Source organism: Latilactobacillus sp. VITA-14 (assembly GCF_046580785.1).
GTDB classification, from domain to species: Bacteria; Bacillota; Bacilli; order Lactobacillales; family Lactobacillaceae; genus Latilactobacillus; species Latilactobacillus curvatus.
Window position 1 is genome coordinate 25,745 of record NZ_JBJKTM010000009.1, and the last position, 17,958, is coordinate 43,702.

At 42.3% G+C, this 17,958-nt stretch carries 16 protein-coding genes, 1 tRNA gene and 1 pseudogene; 5 read left to right on the top strand and 13 right to left on the bottom strand.

Annotated features, from left to right (window positions below; all coding sequences use genetic code 11):
* Nucleotides 1-84 precede the first annotated feature (84 nt).
* A complete protein-coding gene (locus tag ACF1X7_RS05290) occupies nucleotides 85-909 on the top strand; it encodes an HAD-IIB family hydrolase (protein ID WP_411162501.1) in 825 nt (274 codons plus the stop codon).
* 4 nt (nucleotides 910-913) lie between these two features.
* Nucleotides 914-1,852: pseudogene (locus ACF1X7_RS05295) on the top strand (LacI family DNA-binding transcriptional regulator).
* 54 nt (nucleotides 1,853-1,906) lie between these two features.
* Here ACF1X7_RS05295 and purB read toward each other — a convergent pair.
* The 4 genes from purB to ACF1X7_RS05315 form a co-directional block, all read right to left on the bottom strand.
* On the bottom strand, nucleotides 1,907-3,199 hold the full coding sequence (purB, locus tag ACF1X7_RS05300; protein ID WP_004270142.1) for an adenylosuccinate lyase: 1,293 nt from the start codon (nucleotides 3,197-3,199) through the stop codon (nucleotides 1,907-1,909).
* Between the two features lie 280 nt (nucleotides 3,200-3,479).
* Nucleotides 3,480-4,592, bottom strand: a complete 1,113-nt coding sequence (locus ACF1X7_RS05305; RefSeq protein WP_100069769.1) for an ATP-grasp domain-containing protein — start codon at nucleotides 4,590-4,592, stop codon at nucleotides 3,480-3,482.
* Between the two features lie 140 nt (nucleotides 4,593-4,732).
* A complete protein-coding gene (locus ACF1X7_RS05310; protein ID WP_056967026.1) occupies nucleotides 4,733-5,314 on the bottom strand; it encodes a xanthine phosphoribosyltransferase in 582 nt (193 codons plus the stop codon).
* A 230-nt stretch (nucleotides 5,315-5,544) separates the two neighbouring features.
* The gene (locus tag ACF1X7_RS05315) at nucleotides 5,545-6,222 is read right to left on the bottom strand and encodes a glycoside hydrolase family 73 protein (RefSeq protein ID WP_039098278.1); all 678 of its coding nucleotides are present in this window, start codon (nucleotides 6,220-6,222) and stop codon (nucleotides 5,545-5,547) included.
* A gap of 116 nt (nucleotides 6,223-6,338) precedes the next feature.
* On the opposite strand from ACF1X7_RS05315, the gene ACF1X7_RS05320 reads away from it, so the two are divergent.
* Nucleotides 6,339-7,364, top strand: a complete 1,026-nt coding sequence (locus ACF1X7_RS05320) for a Gfo/Idh/MocA family protein (RefSeq protein ID WP_411162502.1) — start codon at nucleotides 6,339-6,341, stop codon at nucleotides 7,362-7,364.
* A gap of 37 nt (nucleotides 7,365-7,401) precedes the next feature.
* Here the strand turns inward: ACF1X7_RS05320 and ACF1X7_RS05325 are convergent, their stop codons facing one another.
* Nucleotides 7,402-7,857 carry a GNAT family N-acetyltransferase gene (locus ACF1X7_RS05325; RefSeq protein WP_411162503.1) on the bottom strand — a complete coding sequence of 152 codons (456 nt, stop codon included), beginning with the start codon at nucleotides 7,855-7,857 and terminating at the stop codon, nucleotides 7,402-7,404.
* Between the two features lie 77 nt (nucleotides 7,858-7,934).
* Nucleotides 7,935-8,135, bottom strand: a complete 201-nt coding sequence (locus tag ACF1X7_RS05330; RefSeq protein WP_004270163.1) for a cold-shock protein — start codon at nucleotides 8,133-8,135, stop codon at nucleotides 7,935-7,937.
* 310 nt (nucleotides 8,136-8,445) lie between these two features.
* Here ACF1X7_RS05330 and ACF1X7_RS05335 point away from each other — a divergent pair, with 310 nt between their 5' ends.
* The gene (locus ACF1X7_RS05335; RefSeq protein ID WP_411162504.1) at nucleotides 8,446-9,084 is read left to right on the top strand and encodes a hypothetical protein; all 639 of its coding nucleotides are present in this window, start codon (nucleotides 8,446-8,448) and stop codon (nucleotides 9,082-9,084) included.
* Nucleotides 9,085-9,191: 107 nt separating this feature from the next.
* Here the strand turns inward: ACF1X7_RS05335 and ACF1X7_RS05340 are convergent, their stop codons facing one another.
* Nucleotides 9,192-9,791: an ECF transporter S component gene (locus tag ACF1X7_RS05340; protein ID WP_004270151.1), complete on the bottom strand. Its 600-nt coding sequence runs from the start codon at nucleotides 9,789-9,791 to the stop codon at nucleotides 9,192-9,194.
* A 122-nt stretch (nucleotides 9,792-9,913) separates the two neighbouring features.
* Nucleotides 9,914-9,998 (bottom strand) — tRNA-Leu (locus ACF1X7_RS05345).
* A 90-nt stretch (nucleotides 9,999-10,088) separates the two neighbouring features.
* Here ACF1X7_RS05345 and ACF1X7_RS05350 point away from each other — a divergent pair.
* The gene (locus ACF1X7_RS05350; RefSeq protein WP_004270164.1) at nucleotides 10,089-10,553 is read left to right on the top strand and encodes a GNAT family N-acetyltransferase; all 465 of its coding nucleotides are present in this window, start codon (nucleotides 10,089-10,091) and stop codon (nucleotides 10,551-10,553) included.
* Between the two features lie 36 nt (nucleotides 10,554-10,589).
* Here ACF1X7_RS05350 and ACF1X7_RS05355 read toward each other — a convergent pair whose 3' ends face one another.
* The 5 genes from ACF1X7_RS05355 to nadE all read right to left on the bottom strand — a co-directional run bounded on the left by ACF1X7_RS05355 (nucleotide 10,590) and on the right by nadE (nucleotide 17,917).
* Nucleotides 10,590-11,051, bottom strand: coding sequence for a SprT family protein (locus ACF1X7_RS05355; protein ID WP_146955031.1), 462 nt, complete (start codon nucleotides 11,049-11,051; stop codon nucleotides 10,590-10,592).
* On the bottom strand, nucleotides 11,044-13,221 hold the full coding sequence (locus ACF1X7_RS05360) for a Tex family protein (RefSeq protein WP_411162505.1): 2,178 nt from the start codon (nucleotides 13,219-13,221) through the stop codon (nucleotides 11,044-11,046). Before ACF1X7_RS05360 ends, ACF1X7_RS05355 begins: the two co-directional genes overlap by 8 nt.
* Before the next feature lie 66 nt (nucleotides 13,222-13,287).
* Nucleotides 13,288-13,722, bottom strand: a complete 435-nt coding sequence (locus ACF1X7_RS05365; RefSeq protein ID WP_039098271.1) for a hypothetical protein — start codon at nucleotides 13,720-13,722, stop codon at nucleotides 13,288-13,290.
* 457 nt (nucleotides 13,723-14,179) lie between these two features.
* On the bottom strand, nucleotides 14,180-16,843 hold the full coding sequence (locus tag ACF1X7_RS05370) for a cation-translocating P-type ATPase (RefSeq protein ID WP_076801182.1): 2,664 nt from the start codon (nucleotides 16,841-16,843) through the stop codon (nucleotides 14,180-14,182).
* Nucleotides 16,844-17,089: 246 nt separating this feature from the next.
* Nucleotides 17,090-17,917 carry an ammonia-dependent NAD(+) synthetase gene (gene nadE, locus ACF1X7_RS05375; protein ID WP_271260090.1) on the bottom strand — a complete coding sequence of 276 codons (828 nt, stop codon included), beginning with the start codon at nucleotides 17,915-17,917 and terminating at the stop codon, nucleotides 17,090-17,092.
* Between the last annotated feature and the right edge of the window lie 41 nt (nucleotides 17,918-17,958).

Consider the following 17,958-nt stretch of genomic DNA (forward strand, 5'->3'; position numbering starts at 1 on the left):
CTAATTTTTCGCAATCTTCTGCCTTGACCTGGGACGCGTTTCATAAATTATACTCACCTTAATCCAAGAAAGGTGGTATGCATCATGATTAAATACATTTTTTCTAACTTAGACGGTACATTGTTAAACCAAGACGGACAGCTTTCTGAAAAAGATATTGCGGCTGTCAAAGCAAGCCCACTCCCAATTTCCTTAATTTCTGCGCGTTCACCACAAGAAATGCAAGCTACGATTGATCAGTTAGCGTTAACGACACCCCAAGTCGCTTTTAACGGGGGGTTAATTTATCAACCGACAGATCTTTTCCCAATGGTTTTAGCAGAATATCCACTTGCAACCTCTGCTGTCGCAACATTAATTGCCGCATTACAATCTGAATTTAGTGACATCAGTTTAAGTGCGTATGACTTACACCACTGGTACACGCAGACAATTGACGTTGGTATTGAGGCAATCGCTAAGCAAACCGGTCAATTGCCGACGCTCATCAATTTTAGTGATCAATTGCAAAATCCATTTCTCAAGCTTTTCAAAATTCAACTGATTATGCAAACGACACAACAACGGGCAACTGTTGCTGATTTCATCAACCAATACCACTTGCCTGGTCTTTCAGTACAACAATCAGGTACAATGACCTTAGAAATTACGAGTCATGAAGCCACCAAAGCTAACGCATTAACCACCATCTTAGAAAACACTGGACTAACAGTCGCTGATTGCGCCGCGTTTGGTGAAGGTCAAAACGACTTAGCCATGTTATCGCTAGTTGGCCACCCCATCGTCATGGGCAATGCCAGTGATCAAATCCAGATGGCGGGTCAATTCATTACGAAGACTAATCATCACAGTGGCTTCAGCTATGGTCTAAAGAAATACATTACTAAAGTTAATCAAAAAGTAGGTTAGGATTATGCCAACAATTCGTGATATTGCCCGCAAAAGCGGCTATTCGGTTTCGACCGTCTCCCGTGTGTTAAATCATCAAAAATACGTCTCTGAACCTGCCAAAACGGCAATCGAAGCGGTCATTAAACAACTCGATTACGTGCCTAATAGCTTAGCGCGCGATTTAAGCTTCGGTCAAAATAAAAATATTGGGGTCGTCCTACCGCACAATGACCATCCGTATTTCAACCAACTCTTAAACGGGATTATGGATGCCGCGTTTTCAAGCGGCTATCACGTTGTGCTCCTACCTTCCGAATATAATCAAGCAGTCGAACTAGATTATCTCGAACAATTAAAACGTAAGAATTTTACCGCACTCATTTTTACTTCACATGGTATTTCACTCTCAGTCTTAGCAGAGTACACGCGTTATGGTCAAATTGTCTGTTGTGAAGACCCGGGGACCCATCATATCTCGGCCGTTTATTCTCACCGTGAGCCCGCCTATTTAGCGGCATTCAAGTACCTTAAAGCCCACAAAGCACAGCAAATTGGTCTACTATTAAGTCGTAATTTAGCGCAAAGCCCGACCTGGATTGCCGTCACGAACGCTTATCAACAAGTTTTCAACTGCCAACCTGATTCCGAGTTAATGGTCGGTGGCATGCGTTCATTTGAAGATGGCTATCGTGCCGCTGAACAACTGGTTGAAAAACAGCCAACCCTCACTTGCTATTTTACAAATGGCGACGACATTGCCGCTGGTGTCCGCCAATATCATCTGGATCATCAACTGCCGACCCCGCTTTTAATTGGTCAAGAAAAACAATTATCCAGTTTTTTATTGTAACTGCCAACAATTGACCATCACTTCTTCACCCTAGGGCAAAAAGCGTTTGAAGTCGCCCTCAGTAACCATCACCAAGTTTGTCGTTTCGAATCAGAATTTATTTTGCCATAAAAAAAGCCACCTTAACCTAACTTTTAGGCTAAGGTGGCTTTTTATGTCGGATGCTTATGCAAACACCCGATCAAAAATTGTTTGAACTTGTTTTAAGTGCCATTGGTAATCAAAGGCGTCGTCTAAATCGGCTTTTGAAAGTTCACTCGTCACTTTCGGATCGGCTTCTAATAATTGGCGGAAATCTTTTTGTTCATCCCATGCTAAGGCTGTCTTCGGTTGGACCAAATCATAGGCTGCTTCACGGCTCAGACCCGCATCCACTAACTTCAACAAGACACGTTGGCTGTAAATTAAACCATGGGTGATGTTCATGTCAGCCTTCATCTTTTCAGGGAAGACCGTCAACGTCTTCACAATCCGCGTGAAGCGATTCAAGATGTAGTCCAATAAAATCGTAGTATCGGGTAAAATAATCCGTTCAGCTGAGCTATGTGAGATATCGCGTTCGTGCCATAATGACACATCTTCCATCCCGGTAATCACATGACCGCGAATCACACGGGCTAAGCCACTAACGTTTTCAGAACTAATAGGATTGCGTTTATGCGGCATCGCTGATGAGCCTTTTTGACCTTTAGCAAAGAATTCTTCCACTTCGCGGACTTCTGTTCGTTGTAAATGCCGGATTTCAGTCGCAAAATGTTCGATTGAGGTCGCCACGACCGCCATCGTGTTAATGTAATCAGCATGTAGATCTCGTGGGAGCACTTGCGTTGAAATATCTTGGGCCCGGATCCCTAAGTGTTCTGTCACATAGGCTTCAATTTCAGGCGGAATATTGGCGAAAGTCCCAACTGCACCACTGATTTTACCGGCTTCAACGCCTTTTGCTGCGCGTTCAAAACGGTCTTGATTGCGTTTCATTTCAGCATACCAGGTTGCTAGTTTTAACCCAAACGTCGTTGGTTCAGCATGCACGCCATGCGTCCGCCCAATCATCACGGTATTTTGGTATTCGTAAGCTTTATCTTTTAGAACAGCCATAAAATTGGCGATATCAGCCCGGATTAAATCGTTCGCTTGTTTCAAAATATACCCTTGTGCTGTATCAACAACGTCCGTTGAAGTTAGACCATAGTGGACCCACTTTTTTTCATCCGCTAAGGATTCTGAAACGGCACGGGTGAATGCAACCACATCATGGTGTGTGATGGCTTCTAAGCGATTGACTTCTGCCAAATCAAAGCTAGCATTCGCGCGAATTTTCTGCGCATCCTCTGTGGGAATATCGCCTAATTTTGCCCACGCTTCGACAGCTAGAATTTCAACTTCCAACCAAGCTTGATACCGATTTTCCGTTGTCCAAATGGCGCCCATTTCGGGACGTGTATAACGTTCTAACATAAACTTCTCCTCCAAATACTACCTAAATGCTGGTGATGGTAAAACGTGCTTTTTGTGGCATCTTTCTGTGCTTAACCAAATTTGCCAAATTCGCGATTGCATCACCAACTCGTCAAATCCAGTTAATGCTCAAAAGATAACCGCCACAAATGCACTCTGTTTTGAAACGTGCTCCATCGGGCATCTTTCTGCGGCTAGCTACGTCCGTCCAACGATCGACTGCGTCGCTCATTCGCCGGCCTATGCTAGTCCTCAAAAGATAACCGCCCGCTGTCGCACTCTAATATAAGTCTGCCGCTTCGTAATTATCGATTAAGGGTTGGATGGCTTGTCCGGTTGCTGTGACCGATCCAATCTGTTGATTGGTCGTGACGTTGTGCAAATTAAAGTACCAATCCGGTTTGATCTTCATCTGTGTTTGAATTAATGACCGTTGTGCTTCTTGAATCCCTAAGGTCATCCCCGCATTATTGAGGCGTGATGGGCCGACTGCCAACTGACAGATGGCCTTCAAATGATATTCATATTGCGAGAAATTCAAGGTATGTGTCAAGACATCGCCCGTTGCGTGCGGTGTTGGCATAATTCGTTTCACATAAATATTCATAGCGGGTGTTAAAAAGAATTCAACCCCAAAAACACCTGTATAGTCTAATTTTTCCCCAATTAAGTGGGCTAATCGATTAATTTCAGTCGCAACATCTTGATTAATCCGTGCTGGCACAAGCGACATTTTCAAGCGATGATCTTCAAACTCATTTTCGATGACTGGCAGTGTCACACACTTACCATCTTCAGTTTTAACGACCATCACTGATAGTTCTTGTGCGTCGGGAATCCAAGATTCCAAAATATAAGTCCCCAACTCAAGGGCAGCTTCAATGTTTTCAAGGTCACTCGGTTGTTGAATAAAACGTTGATACTGCTTACCGTAACCTTTTTGAATGGGTTTTAAGATACATGGATATCCGATTGAATCGATTGCATCTTGAATATCATCTACATCAACAACTGTCGCATAGGGCGGAATATTGATATTTAAATCACTCAAAAAGACTTTTTCGAGGTACCGATCTTGCGTCACAGACAACACATTACTGCCTTGAGGTAGATAATAATGTTGTGCCAGTTGTTCGAGCACCGTCTCATCTAATAATTCATTCGTATAGGTCAACACTTGACTGACTTCACCGAGTTGGACTAATGTTTGATAATCATTGAATTCACCATCGATCTGACTATCAATTAAACGTGCAAATGAGGTATTTTGCATCTGCGGGGTCACAATCGCGGCTACCCGATACCCCATTTCTTTTGCTTTGAGCGCCAACATATAGGCCCGTTGATCATTTCCAATAATTCCGATGGTTTGTCCTGGATAAATAACTGGCATCATATTACCTGCTTTCCTGTTCACCAAACTGTATACCCTTATTATAGCGAATTTAAGCGTTGTCTGCCTAATACTTTCTTCCATGATAACAAATTTTTAGACAAAAAAAGAGTGCCTCTCAGCACTCCGTTAAATAACATTTATTTATTTTCGTCTAAAAAGACGACTTGACCGTCTTCAAACGCTGCAATTCGTGCTAAAGATTCCACTTGAATGCCGCGTTGATCTAACAATTCGCGACCTTTTTGGAAAGTCTTTTCGATGACAATCCCGACACCTTCAAGTTGTGCGCCGGCTTCTTCAATAATAGAAAGTAAGCCTTCAACCGCTTGCCCGTTGGCTAAGAAATCATCAATCACTAAAACGCGATCGTCTGCATTCAGAAACTTCTTCGAAATTGAAATGTGGTTATTCACTTTCTTCGTATATGAATAAACCGTTGCACTGTACATGTTATCTTGTAACGTCAAACTCTTGTGCTTTCTTGCAAAAACAACGGGAACGTGGAATGCTAAGCCCGCGAAAACAGCGGGCGCAATGCCAGATGATTCAACCGTTAGGATTTTAGTAATCTTCTTATCCTTAAATAAGCGTTGGAATTCTTCACCCATTGCAGCCATTAAATCTGGATCCACTTGGTGATTTAAGAAGTTATCGACCTTCAATACGTCTTGACCTAATACTTGACCATCTTTTTTAATGCGTTCCTCTAATAATCGCACACTGAACCCTCCTTTGTAGCATCGTTAAACATCACTACCGATAGTAGTAACGACTAATAATGTTTTCTGAAATTGAATTAAAAATAGATTACCACAAAAAAAGCAACACAACAAGCTCAAATCCAGTTATTCAGCGATTGGAAAAGAGCCTGTCACAAACCGAAATTTGTGGCAGGCTCTTTTGAGATTAATTAGTAGCAGATTTCCCATGATTTGTTTCACAGCATTCTTTATTGATCATATTGGTCGAGGTGGTAAGCCTTAACGAGCTCAATTAACTTCGCTGGATAATCAGGGTCAGTCGCATAGCCGTCTTGTTGTAAAGCATGGGCAGCTTGCTCATAATTAGTGGCCGCGATTACGTGTGCATACTGCGTCCGGTTCCAAGAGGTCCCATAAGCAAACAATTGTACATGGTCAAGCATCGATTCTTGATAATTGTTATATACTCTAAAACGCGCTGTTGTCGTTACCCACTGACCATTTAAATATTCCTTGGTCGTCATTTCCTTGGTGTTGGCCTCATTATCACCCTTAATACCGAAATAATTATGGTATTGCGCAGCAAGTGAGCTCTTCCCCCAATCACTTTCTAAAATGGTTTGCGCTAAAGTAATACTTGGTAAAACATGATATTTCGTCTGTAATTCTTGGGCATATGGCACCATTTTTTTAATAAACGCTTGCTTCTTAGCTTGGCGCGATTGTTGTTCCTGTCTGGCTTGATCGGCAAGTTCTTCTTGGGCCTTTTGTCCATTATACCGAACTAATAAAACGAGCCCAATTCCGAGAATAAATAGACTCACTAAAACGACCACTAGCCAATCGGTTGGGTGGCGTCTCTTCTTAGAATAGTAGTTAGCTGTTGGTTTGCGTTTTGTCGTCTTGCGTTTACGTTTTTTTGCCAATCCTCTGCCTCAACTTTATCTGAATCTATTCTATATTGTACACAAATTCATTCAGAACACCAATCTTTAATTTGTACCCCCTTTAATTTCTATTTAGCGCTTTTATTGCTATAATATTGGCTGTAACCGATTACGATAGTAAAGGACTGATTTTATTGACAACGCTTAACTGGGGAATTATCGGCTTAGGCAATATCGCCAATAGTTTCGCAACTTATTTTAACCAACCTGATGGTCACATTTATGGGGCTGCTTCTCGTTCACTTGATAAGGCACAAGCCTTTGCCGACCAATACAATATTCCACATGCATTCGGTAGTTATGCCGACATGCTCGATGATGACAACATCGACATCGTCTACATTGCAACCCCCCACAATTATCACTTCGAAAGCATTATGGCGAGTCTTGAAGCCGGTAAACACGTCTTCTGTGAAAAAGCGATTACGATGAACCGCCGCGAACTCAATGCAGCAAAGGCTCTTGCTAACGAAAAGCACTTGATATTAGCTGAAGCAATGACCATTTATCACATGCCATTGTTTGCTGAGATTGAACGCCAACAAGTCGCTAATCACTTGGGCGCTTTAAAATCAATTCAAGTCTCTTTTGGAAGTTATAAAGAGCTTGATCCAAACAATCGCTTCTTCAGTCCCGCACTTGCCGGCGGTGCAATGCTTGATATTGGTGTTTATGCCCTCTCATTTGCACGTCGGATGTTAACTGCTAAACCAGAACTTGTAGCGACGCAATGGGTGCCATCAGAATCCGGTGTTGATCAGCAATCAACATTACTTTTAAATAATGCCAAGCATGAAATGGTGACTGTTACCTTAAACATTCATGCGAAGATGCCTAAACAAGGTGTTCTCGTTTATGAAAATGGCTATGTCACCGTTGACGATTATCCACGGCCTGACAAAGCCACCCTCACTTTCCCAGATGGTCGCGTTGAGACCATTCAAGCGGGTGACGCAACCAACGCAATGAACTATGAACTCCATGATTTCCAAGAAATAGTGCGCGGAAATCAATCAAACGATACCCTCGAATTATCAAGCGATGTCATGGACATCATGTCAGACGCACGTGCTGAATGGGGCTTTGTCTATCCATTTGAAAAACGCACTGATCTCAATTAATCCATTCAAAAAACCTGGCCAATTTGGTCAGGTTTTTTTAGAGTATTTTAGCGAGAACCACCATATCTTTTAGGCGAATCCCATTTTCATAGATTGGCGTTTGATATTGGTCGAAGAAGTTTTTGCGAATTTGTTCGAACCGAAAGCCTTGACGCAAATAAAAACCAATTGCTGCCAAACTGCCGTCCTCAGTGCCAACTAGCAATGATTGAAACCCTTGGTCAATTGCAATCGTCTGAATTTGAGTCATCATTTGCCCACCGAATCCTCGATGCTGCCATTCTGGCCGTACCGCAATATTTTTAAGTTCTACCTGCTGATTGTTGAGTGCCATCAGATGGAAGACCCCGATGACTTGCTGCTGATCGCTTACGGTGTAAAATTGCCCATGCATCAAATAGCGTTCAATCATGCCGACTTCTTCATCCGCTAACAATAGATCATCCAGCCACTGTCGCCGTGCTGCGCCCTCAATCAATTGATACGTTAACATCTCCAGCTCACCACCCAATCAAAAAAAGGGGTCGCGACAAAATTGCTTTTGCCGCGACCCCTAGGTTAATTTTTAAATTAGTTTTTGTTTACGTTAACAGCTTGTGGGCCGCGGTCGCTTTCTTCGATATCGAAAGAAACGCTTTGACCTTCTTCAAGAGTCTTGTAGCCTTCACCTTGGATAGCTGAGAAATGTACGAATACATCACTACCATCTTCGCGAGTTACAAAGCCGTAACCTTTTTCTGCGTTAAACCATTTTACAGTTCCGTTTTCCATGAGAAAAATCCTCCTTGTGTCGATGACACATTATAAATTTGTGTATTTCTGGTGGTCCGATGGAAGAAAGTTCTTTTGGAAACATTCGTACCGCAACCATTCAAAAAGTACAAACATAGTGTAACACAGGCAACAACCATTGGCAACCATTTGGCAATAAAAATAAACCGTTTTCTATCACGAACAATCAGCATCCGTGTTTTTAGACAAGTGTTATTTTATATGTTGAATCATGCCCTAAATAATTTGGCTTTTTGCTTTAATTACGTTAAGATAGCAGTATAACTTTTTCTCATTGGAGTGCTTGCTTATGCTAAAACTATTGAAACGGCTATTACCAATTATCTTCATCGGGGTAAGCCTAGCCGCTTGCCAAAAACCGATGGATACTAAACATCAACTCCAAGCCGATATGCAAACCGTTGAAAATGCGACTAAGCAACAACGAACAGCTCTTTCAACCCTCGAAACAATCGGCGATCCAGTTCCTGATAACTATCTCACGATTCAAAAAAAATATCCCGACGAAAATCTATTAACGATTGAAGATACTAAGATTGCGACGACTGCGGCCAAGCGCGAAGCAGCCTTTCAAAGTCTTAAAGAACAACAAGCTGTGCTCAAACCGGTCATTAAACGCCTCACCAAACTGGTCAAGCAAGAAAACGATGAATTGCCGATTGAACAAGTCAAAGATTTAAATCAAAGTCTTAAGATTTCGACACTTGATTATACAACCTTGGCCACCTTCTACAACGCGGCCACTAAAGCATCTGATAAATTTTACAGCGACCATACAGATGCTGATGCAGACGAAGACAGTCTTAAATCACCAATCAATCGTTTAAATCAATATTACAGTTCAGTTTATCAACAAGCCGAAATTGCTAAGGTTAACATGAACACAGTTGCTGCGCATGCTAAGAAAGTGCAAAAACAACTGGAATAAACAAAAAAGGAGTTGGACAAAGTCACGTTTGTCCAACTCCTTTTTTCAATCTTTAATTATTCAACCCGTGGCGGACCACAATCGTCGGCTGTAGCTACCCGCACTTGTTATTGCGTCCGTTTAAACCGCATGAGTGGTGTTGCGACTAGTGGTGTCACCACAGCTGCTAAGGTTGCTTCCATTACAGCATTTAACGCAACAACGCCAAGCATCACGATGATTAAATGGGTCGGATCAGTATGATACATCCCTGCCGCTTGGTGTCCGTAAAGCACACGCGTTAAGCCAATTACTAAAATGGTATTGATTAAAGCCCCGAAAATCCCAGCTAAAGCCATTGCACCGGTTTTACGAATTTTAGTTTGATATAAGTGTTGGAACGTAAAACCAGCAATCATCCCAGCCATCAACCGCGGTAAAATAGCGATAATTGGATTTTGAAAGATTAAAAGTGAAAGCGGATCGCCTGGAGAGGTATAGGCTCTAAATAATGAAATCAAACCCCAAATTAATCCTAGAATCGCCCCTTGGCGTGTGCCCAGGATCACGGCCCCAATAATGACCGTTAAATGAATTGTTGTTACGGCTGGTAGCCCAGGAATGATATTAATATAACCGACCATCGGAATAAAACTTTGAATGATTAAAAAAGCGGTTAAAATCGCCATAATACTAATCGTATAAGCTGATGAATTTTTATGTGTCATCCTAACTGACTCCTAAACTGAATTTATTGCTCATTATAGCGATTTGTCACCCTAGTTTCAATCATTTACATCAAGGGACAAAAAAAGGTAATTCCAATTGGAATTACCTAACTGAATTATGATGCGGGTGAGAAGACTCGAACTTCCACCGGGAAAATTCCCGACAAGATCCTTAATCTTGCGCGTCTGCCATTCCGCCACACCCGCGTAACTTGCTTTATCACTTTAAGCCACGTACATTAGTATAAGAGAAACGATGATTGAAGTCAATTAAAATTTTACTTTGGAGACGATTACATGCCCATTATCCCCGCTAAACTAACTGATATTGCCAAATTAACCACCCTGTATCAACAATTAACGACTGAAATGCATGTGCTACAACCCACTAATTACCAAGCTGATTACACGCCTGAGTTCTTTGACTGGCAACAAATGATAACTGATCCACTACAAGCAGTCTTTGTTCATCAAAACCAAGATGCGCAAATCGATGCCTTTTGTCACGTTACAACAGCCCAAACAAGTCCCTCACCCTTGTTTATCGCACACCGCTTTGCTTATCTCACAACACTGTATGTTGCACCAGAGGCACGCCGCCACCACGTCGCTACACAACTGCTATCGTCCGCAAAGCAATGGCAACAAACACAAGCGCTCGATTATTTAGAACTAACCGTGTTAGGGAATAATCCGGCTGCGTTGGCCCTCTATCAGAAGCTGGGCTACACCACTCAGAATCAAACTTTACGCGCCAACTAAAAAAAGGCCACCCCTAAACATAGGGGTGGCCTTTTTTCATTGAATTTGTGTGGTTTGATAAATCAGTCGTCCATGACACCGCCGACAAACATAGCGAGCCGTATTCATTCGACGGCGACGTGGATAGACTTGCCCACAGTCTGAACATTTATAAATCACAACTTTGCTCGATTTAGCTGTCTTTTGTGCAGCTGGTGCATGGCGCGCACCCCCGACTTGTGCAAGTAATTGTTTAAACTCTGCGTCTCGATGACGGTAACCGCGATGCAACAGATGCAGGTGATAATGGCAAAGCTCATGCTTAATCACCCCTTCTAAGGTCTGTGTATCATGTTCGGTCAACATCTTTGGATTGATATCGATATGATGATCCTGTAAATGATAGCGCCCGCCGGTTGTTTTTAAACGCCGATTGAAATTTGCTTGATGCACAAACGGCCGATTAAAAAACTGCAACGATAACCGTTCAATCAATTCAGTTAAGGCTTGATCAGTCATTTGCCTTTGGCGCTTTCATTGTCAGTTGTACGCGTTCACGTTCTTGATCAACACTCATCACCCAAACCTGAACGACGTCGCCAACTGCCACTTCATCAGAAGGATGTTTAACAAAGTGGTTTGCCAGTTGAGAAATGTGCACTAAGCCATCGTGTTTCACACCAATATCGACAAAGGCCCCAAAATCAATCACGTTGCGGACTGTGCCTTCTAACGCCATATTCGGTTTCAAATCCGCCAAGGTTAAGACATCATGACGTAACAATGGCGCCGTCATCTGATCCCGTAAATCACGCCCTGGTTTTTGCAAACTACTTAAGATGTCGGTGATTGTTTCAATCCCGACCTCTAATTCAGCCGCTAGAGCCGGTACTTGCACTTGTGCAATCGCCGTCTTCAACGTATCGCTTCCTAAAGCAGCAACGGTTAACCCAAATGATTTCAAAATGGCTTTAGCCGTTGGATAACTTTCTGGATGAATATCAGTATTATCGAGTGGATTGTCCCCATTAATAATCCGCAAGAATCCGACCGATTGTTCATAAGCTTTAGGCCCTAAGCGTGGTACTTTCTTCAAAGCACTCCGCTTTTGATAAAGACCGTTTTCATTGCGATATTGCACAATGTTTTGAGCAGTAGTTGCTGACAACCCTGAGATATGTTGTAGCAGCTGAGGGCTAGCCGTATTCAGGTTGACTCCCACACTATTCACGACATCCTCAATCACTGTATCGAGTTGCACAGTGAGCTCTTTTTGCGCCACATCGTGTTGATATTGTCCAACCCCCACTGCTTGTGGATCAATCTTGATCAATTCAGCTAACGGATCTTGCAAACGACGGGCAATACTAATCGCACTTCGTTCTTCAACGTGTAAATCTGGAAATTCTGCCCGTGCTGCATCACTCGCAGAATAAACAGAAGCCCCCGCTTCATTGACAATCACATAGAAAATTTCCCGGGAAATAGATTTCAAACACGTCGCTACGAATTCTTCTGATTCACGACTCGCAGTCCCATTACCGATTGCAATCATTTCAACTTGATATTTCTCGAGTAAAGCAGTGAATTCATCCGCCGCTTTTGATCGTTTGTCAGCTGAAGCTGGTTTGTGTGGGTAAATGACTAACTTATCCAAGAATTTTCCAGTACCATCGACAACGGCTAATTTACACCCAGTCCGATAAGCGGGATCAAAGCCTAATACAACTTTACCCTTCAATGGTGGTTGCAACAAGAGATGCTTCAAGTTATCACCAAAGACACTAATCGCTTGTTGATCAGCTTTTTTCTTTAATTGCTTGCGTAATTCACGCTCAATTGCCGGTCCAATAAACCGCTTATAGGCATCTTCAACCGCAGACTTGATGACCATTGCTGACGCTGAATCTTGTCCATACAACAGATCTTGGATGATTCGACTGGCAATTACTTGATCGTCAATCATAATTTTAGCTTTCAAAATACCTTCGTTTTCACCACGATTAATCGCTAAATATTGATGTTCCGCTACCTTCGTTAAATCGGCAGTGAAATCATAATAGATTTGATAAACTTGCTTCTCATCGGCTGCTTCGTCTTTAACTTGACTGGCCAACTGACCATTTTGCCAAGTATATTGGCGCACCCAATTCCGATATTTTGCTGTTTCACTAATATTTTCCGCCAATATTTCATGAACACCAGCTAAAACAGCAGCTGTATCATTGATTTTTTGATCTGGATTGAGGTAAGCTTCAGCTTTTGCCAATAATGCTTGTTCGGTTAAGCTAGGTAACCCTGCGATAAACTGCGCAAAAGGTTCCAAGCCGGCTTCTTTAGCGATGGTTGCTTTGGTCCGTCGTTTTTGTTTATAGGGTAAGTACAGATCCTCTAAAGCTTGCAGTTGCGTTGCCGTTTCAATTTGTTGTTTGAGTTTTGGCGTTAATTTTTCTTGTTCAGCGATATTTTTCAAAATATCGGTTTTACGTTTTTCGAGCGTCGTTAAGTATTGAAATGTGCTTTCAATTTCACGAATTTGAACTTCATCGAGGCTTCCCGTTCGTTCTTTTCGATACCGCGCAACAAACGGTACGGTATTGCCTTCTTCTAAAAGACCTAACGTTGCTTTGATTTGTTGTGGTCCATACTGTGTTAATTGTTGAATCACAAGATTTTGAATATCAGGCATCTGATTGCACTCCTTTTGCTTCAATTAAAAAAACAGCCCCCGACTTGGGAACTGTCAACTTTCGCCCTAAGCGATTCTTGAAATATTTTGGATGTATTTAGAAATCCGTTCCGTTGCTTTGTCTTGATTCATTTCTGAAGCTGCAAAAGCTTGCATATCAACGGTTTGATCATCATGCATGCTTGTAATTAAATCTTCACAGCCTTGAATGAAATCAGCGTAAGCACCGATTAAACGTTGGTTGTTCCCCATCAAACGAGCGGGCGCAACAACTGTTTTGAATTGTGCTAAGAATTCGTGATATTGATCAACACCATCTCTGAAGATTTGTGCTGTCTTTTGATAGTCTTGTTCGCTCATTTCGGCTAACTTACCATCAGCAACGGCTGCTTTTAAAGGGGTGAAATACTTACTCATCCCTTCTTGTACTTTTTCAGTATTATCGATTAAATCGTTGACAGCTTGGCCGTATTTGGCAAGCTTTTGTTGCGTTTTATTCATGTCCATCCTCCTAGTTTCCTATGGTTTAGTATACTAATTTCCCAATCGGCTTGCAATTAAAATATTAAAGCATGTGTCATTAATAGAAAAGGCATGCTTAGTTCATCAAAGGACATTTACCTCATTAAAAAAACGCTAGCGACAAAATCTCGTTTGTCACTAGCGTCGATTATTACCTATCTTCTCTTCAACATTCTACTCGTCCACGACTGACCAAACATTAACTTTGTCAATAAGTCGATACAAGCGAAAATAACTAAATAAAGTAAGAAACTCAACAACCAATTATTTTGAACGTGAGTAATCCGTTCCAGACCACCAAAGATGAAAAGTGATATCAGAAACTGTAAGAATATTTGCATACGTAATCCTCCTTACAAAACTCACTAACATAAAAGTTATTTAATCACCTTTATTATAGTTTAATTGACAAGCACTTTACAAGGTTGGCAACAAATTATTTAGCCATTCTCCGCTGGAAGAACTTCACAATTTCCACAATCACAATCAATGAGAATGAGGCTGCTAGGACAATTCCCCATTGGTGAATATCGAGATGTGACACGTGGAATAGGCCGTTTAAGCCAGGTACCATAATCGTTGCGGCTAACAGGAGGAATGAAGCTAAGACAGCCCAGTTGAAAGCTTTATTCTTGAAAAAGCCAACTGTAAAGATTGATTGGTGCACTGACTTCACGTTAAACGCGTGGAAGAGTTGAATCATCCCTAACGTTGCATAGGCCATCGTTAACGCATCAGCATGTGCTAAGCCGCTCGCTTGATGCACTGGGTACGTAATCGCTAAGGCATACACACCAAGCGTAATCCCACCTTCTAAGAGACCTTGATAGATAATCGCTTGGAAGACACCGCCGGAGAAGAAGTTTGACTTGCGCCCACGTGGTTTTTGATTCATAATCCCCGGTTCAGTGGGCTCAACCCCCAACGCAATCGCTGGGAATGTATCCGTCACTAAGTTAATCCATAAGATGTGCACCGGTTGCAGAATTTGCCAGCCTAAAATCGTCATCATGAATAAGGTAAGGACTTCACCTAGGTTAGCTGACAATAAATATTGAATTGATTTTTGAATGTTGGCAAAGACTTTACGACCTTCTTTAACAGCCACGACAATCGTTGAGAAGTTATCATCGGCAAGCACCATATCACTGGCGCCTTTTGATACTTCTGTCCCGGTAATCCCCATCCCAATCCCGATATCTGCGGACTTCAAGGCTGGCGCATCATTGACACCATCCCCGGTCATCGCAACGACTTTACCATGTTTTTGCCAAGCTTTAACAATCCGCACCTTATGTTCTGGCGCAACTCGCGCATAAACTGCGTACTGACTGACTTTTTTAGCAAATGTCTCGTCATCCATTTGATCCAGTTCGGCACCTGTCACAACGGCCGCATCCGCATCTTGTTCAGGTGTGATAATCCCTAAACGAAGGGCGATGGCTTCTGCAGTATCACGGTGATCACCGGTAATCATTAACGTCCGAATCCCTGCTGAATGCGCATCAGTTACAGCTTGTTTGGCTTCTGGTCGTTCTGGATCAATCATCCCGACTAAACCAGCAAAGATTAACTCATCTTCAATCGTCGGATCAATTGTTGCTGGTAAGCTATCTAACGGTTTATACGCTAATGCCAAGACACGTAACGCTTGTTTAGCTAAATCGTGGTTTGTTTTGAGTAAAAATTGGCGTTCATCTTCATCTAACGGTTGAACATCGCCATTGGCATCAATAAAATGACTCACGCGTTTGAGTAATTCATCCGGTGCACCCTTGGTGGTCATCAATAGTTGACCATCTTTGGCTTGATGAATCGTTGTCATCAGCTTCCGTTCTGAATCAAACGGCACTTCACCCACGCGTGGTGCTGCTGCTAGGGCATCTTGAATCACGAAGCCTTTATCACGCCCATAAGCAATTAAAGCCGTTTCCGTTGGATCACCAATTAACTGGCCATCCTCTGTGATTTTCGTATCGTTGGCAAGGTTCATAATGCTTAACGCTAAATCATCGCTTGCCAAGTCGGCTGATGCTTCTTGCAACTGATTATTGGTAAAAATCTTTTCTACCGTCATTTGATTCATCGTTAACGTCCCAGTTTTATCGGACGCAATAATGTCGGTACTCCCCAGTGTTTCCACAGCAGGTAACTTCCGTACCAACGCATTTCGTTTAACCATCTTCTGTGTCCCAAGGGCTAAAATAACCGTCACAATTGCCGGTAATCCTTCTGGAATTGCGGCAACCGCTAATGAGATTGAGGTTAATAACATATTAATTGGTGATTGCGCGTGGCGTAAGTAGCCGACCACAAATACAACAGCCGCAATGATTAAAATCATAATCGTTAAACTCTTACCAAGTTGACTTAAATTCATTTGCAATGGCGTTGTGGTTTCACCAGCTTGATTTAACATCCCAGCAATTTTACCAACTTCAGTTTGCATCCCAGTGCCCGTCACAACCCCGACACCACGACCGTAAGTCACATTACTATTCATGAATGCCATGTTGGTCCGATCGCCAATCCCACTTTCAGGATCGGTTAACGTTGCAACAGTCTTATCGACCGGCACCGATTCACCCGTCAAAGCCGATTCCTCAATCTTCAAAGCCGCTGATTCTAACAAGCGTAAATCAGCTGGGACGATATCGCCCGCTTCTAATAGCACGATATCACCGACAACCAGTTCTTCACTCTTGATTTTAACAATCTGCCCGTTACGGCGTACATGTGCGTCCGGGGTTGCCATCTCTTTTAAAGCATCAATTGCTTGTTCCGCTTTGGCTTCTTGGAAAACACCAAAAACGGCATTCAAGATAACAACGGCGAGAATAATAATCGCATCTGGCCATTCATGTGCTAAAAAGCCGGCAATCATTGCCGCTACTAATAAGACGATAATCATGAAATCTTTGAACTGTTCTAAAAAACGAACGAACAAGCTTTTTCGTTTAGTCTCAGTCAACTGATTACGCCCGTATTTAGCGAGTCGTTCAGCAACTTGGTCTTGCGTTAGCCCATCAGTTGTTGTGGCTAAACTTTTTAAAGTCTCATCCGTTGATTGGGTAAAGAATGAACTTGGTTGATCTGTCATTGTCGTGCCTCCTATAGATAGATTTCGGGGTAAAAAAAGAGACCTATAGAGAATTCAAAGAATCCCCCATAAGTCTCACTAATTAAGATAACACCAGAATATTGCCTTGTTGGTGGCGTTATCGCAGACAAGCTGCTAGTTACTCCCTTATCGTTAAACTAATTATAAGACAGAACCAATCTAAAACGCAAGTAAAACATTATTCTGACGTCCAATTAATTTAGCGGATAAACAAAATCCAGCCGATTAACGCCAAAATGTATCAAAAACAGTAATTGGTAAATGCCGCTTGTGCGCTGTCTTTTGGTACCACTTTTCAATCTTGGTAGCAGCCTCTTCTGCCACTTCACGACCCTCTAAATAATCATCAATTTGATTATAAGTGACACCGAGTGCTAATTCATCTGGCAATGCTGGGCGGTCTTCTTCAAGATCGGCGGTTGGAATCTTTTCGTAAAGGTGTTTTGGTGCCTTTAATTCCGCCAGCATCGCTTTGCCTTGACGCTTATCTAATCTGAAAATCGGTACGAGATCAGCACCACCATCACCGAACTTCGTATAGAAACCGGTAATTGATTCAGCAGAATGATCCGTGCCTAAAACCGCACCCTTCATTTCACCAGCGATACCGTATTGCGCAATCATCCGCACACGTGCCTTGATATTACCTTTATTAAAATCACTGACTGTCACTTCTGTTTCCGCCAGTGCTTGAACCATTGCATCCACTGACGCTTTGATATTCACACGCCGGACCTGATCCGCTTGCATGAAATCAATGGCAGCCATTGCATCCGATTCGTCTGCCTGTTCACCATATGGTAATCGAACAGCGATGAATTGATAGGTTTCATCACCCGTTTCAGCACGCATCTCACGGACCGCTTGTTCAGCTAAAGCACCGACTAATGTTGAATCTTGGCCACCAGAAATCCCGAGGACGTATGTTTTTAAAAATGTATTCTTTTTTAAATAATTTTTTAGAAAATCAACTGACCGTCGAATTTCCGCTTTCGGATCGATTGTAGGTTGGGTCTTTAAGGCCGCGATAATTTCAGCTTGTAAATGTCTCATGATTAAATACCACCTTTTTTAAATGTTAGATTGCTAACTTT

Bases quoted from the DNA above. Each gene is read 5' to 3' on its own strand.
- ACF1X7_RS05290 (WP_411162501.1), top strand. From the start codon at position 85: ATGATTAAATACATTTTTTCTAACTTAGACGGTACATTGTTAAACCAA.
- purB (WP_004270142.1), bottom strand. From the start codon at position 3,199: ATGTTAGAACGTTATACACGTCCCGAAATGGGCGCCATTTGGACAACG.
- ACF1X7_RS05305 (WP_100069769.1), bottom strand. From the start codon at position 4,592: ATGCCAGTTATTTATCCAGGACAAACCATCGGAATTATTGGAAATGAT.
- ACF1X7_RS05325 (WP_411162503.1), bottom strand. From the start codon at position 7,857: ATGTTAACGTATCAATTGATTGAGGGCGCAGCACGGCGACAGTGGCTG.
- ACF1X7_RS05330 (WP_004270163.1), bottom strand. From the start codon at position 8,135: ATGGAAAACGGAACTGTAAAATGGTTTAACGCAGAAAAAGGTTACGGC.
- ACF1X7_RS05335 (WP_411162504.1), top strand. From the start codon at position 8,446: ATGCTAAAACTATTGAAACGGCTATTACCAATTATCTTCATCGGGGTA.
- ACF1X7_RS05340 (WP_004270151.1), bottom strand. From the start codon at position 9,791: ATGACACATAAAAATTCATCAGCTTATACGATTAGTATTATGGCGATT.
- ACF1X7_RS05350 (WP_004270164.1), top strand. From the start codon at position 10,089: ATGCCCATTATCCCCGCTAAACTAACTGATATTGCCAAATTAACCACC.
- ACF1X7_RS05355 (WP_146955031.1), bottom strand. From the start codon at position 11,051: ATGACTGATCAAGCCTTAACTGAATTGATTGAACGGTTATCGTTGCAG.
- ACF1X7_RS05360 (WP_411162505.1), bottom strand. From the start codon at position 13,221: ATGCCTGATATTCAAAATCTTGTGATTCAACAATTAACACAGTATGGA.
- ACF1X7_RS05365 (WP_039098271.1), bottom strand. From the start codon at position 13,722: ATGAATAAAACGCAACAAAAGCTTGCCAAATACGGCCAAGCTGTCAAC.
- ACF1X7_RS05370 (WP_076801182.1), bottom strand. From the start codon at position 16,843: ATGACAGATCAACCAAGTTCATTCTTTACCCAATCAACGGATGAGACT.
- nadE (WP_271260090.1), bottom strand. From the start codon at position 17,917: ATGAGACATTTACAAGCTGAAATTATCGCGGCCTTAAAGACCCAACCT.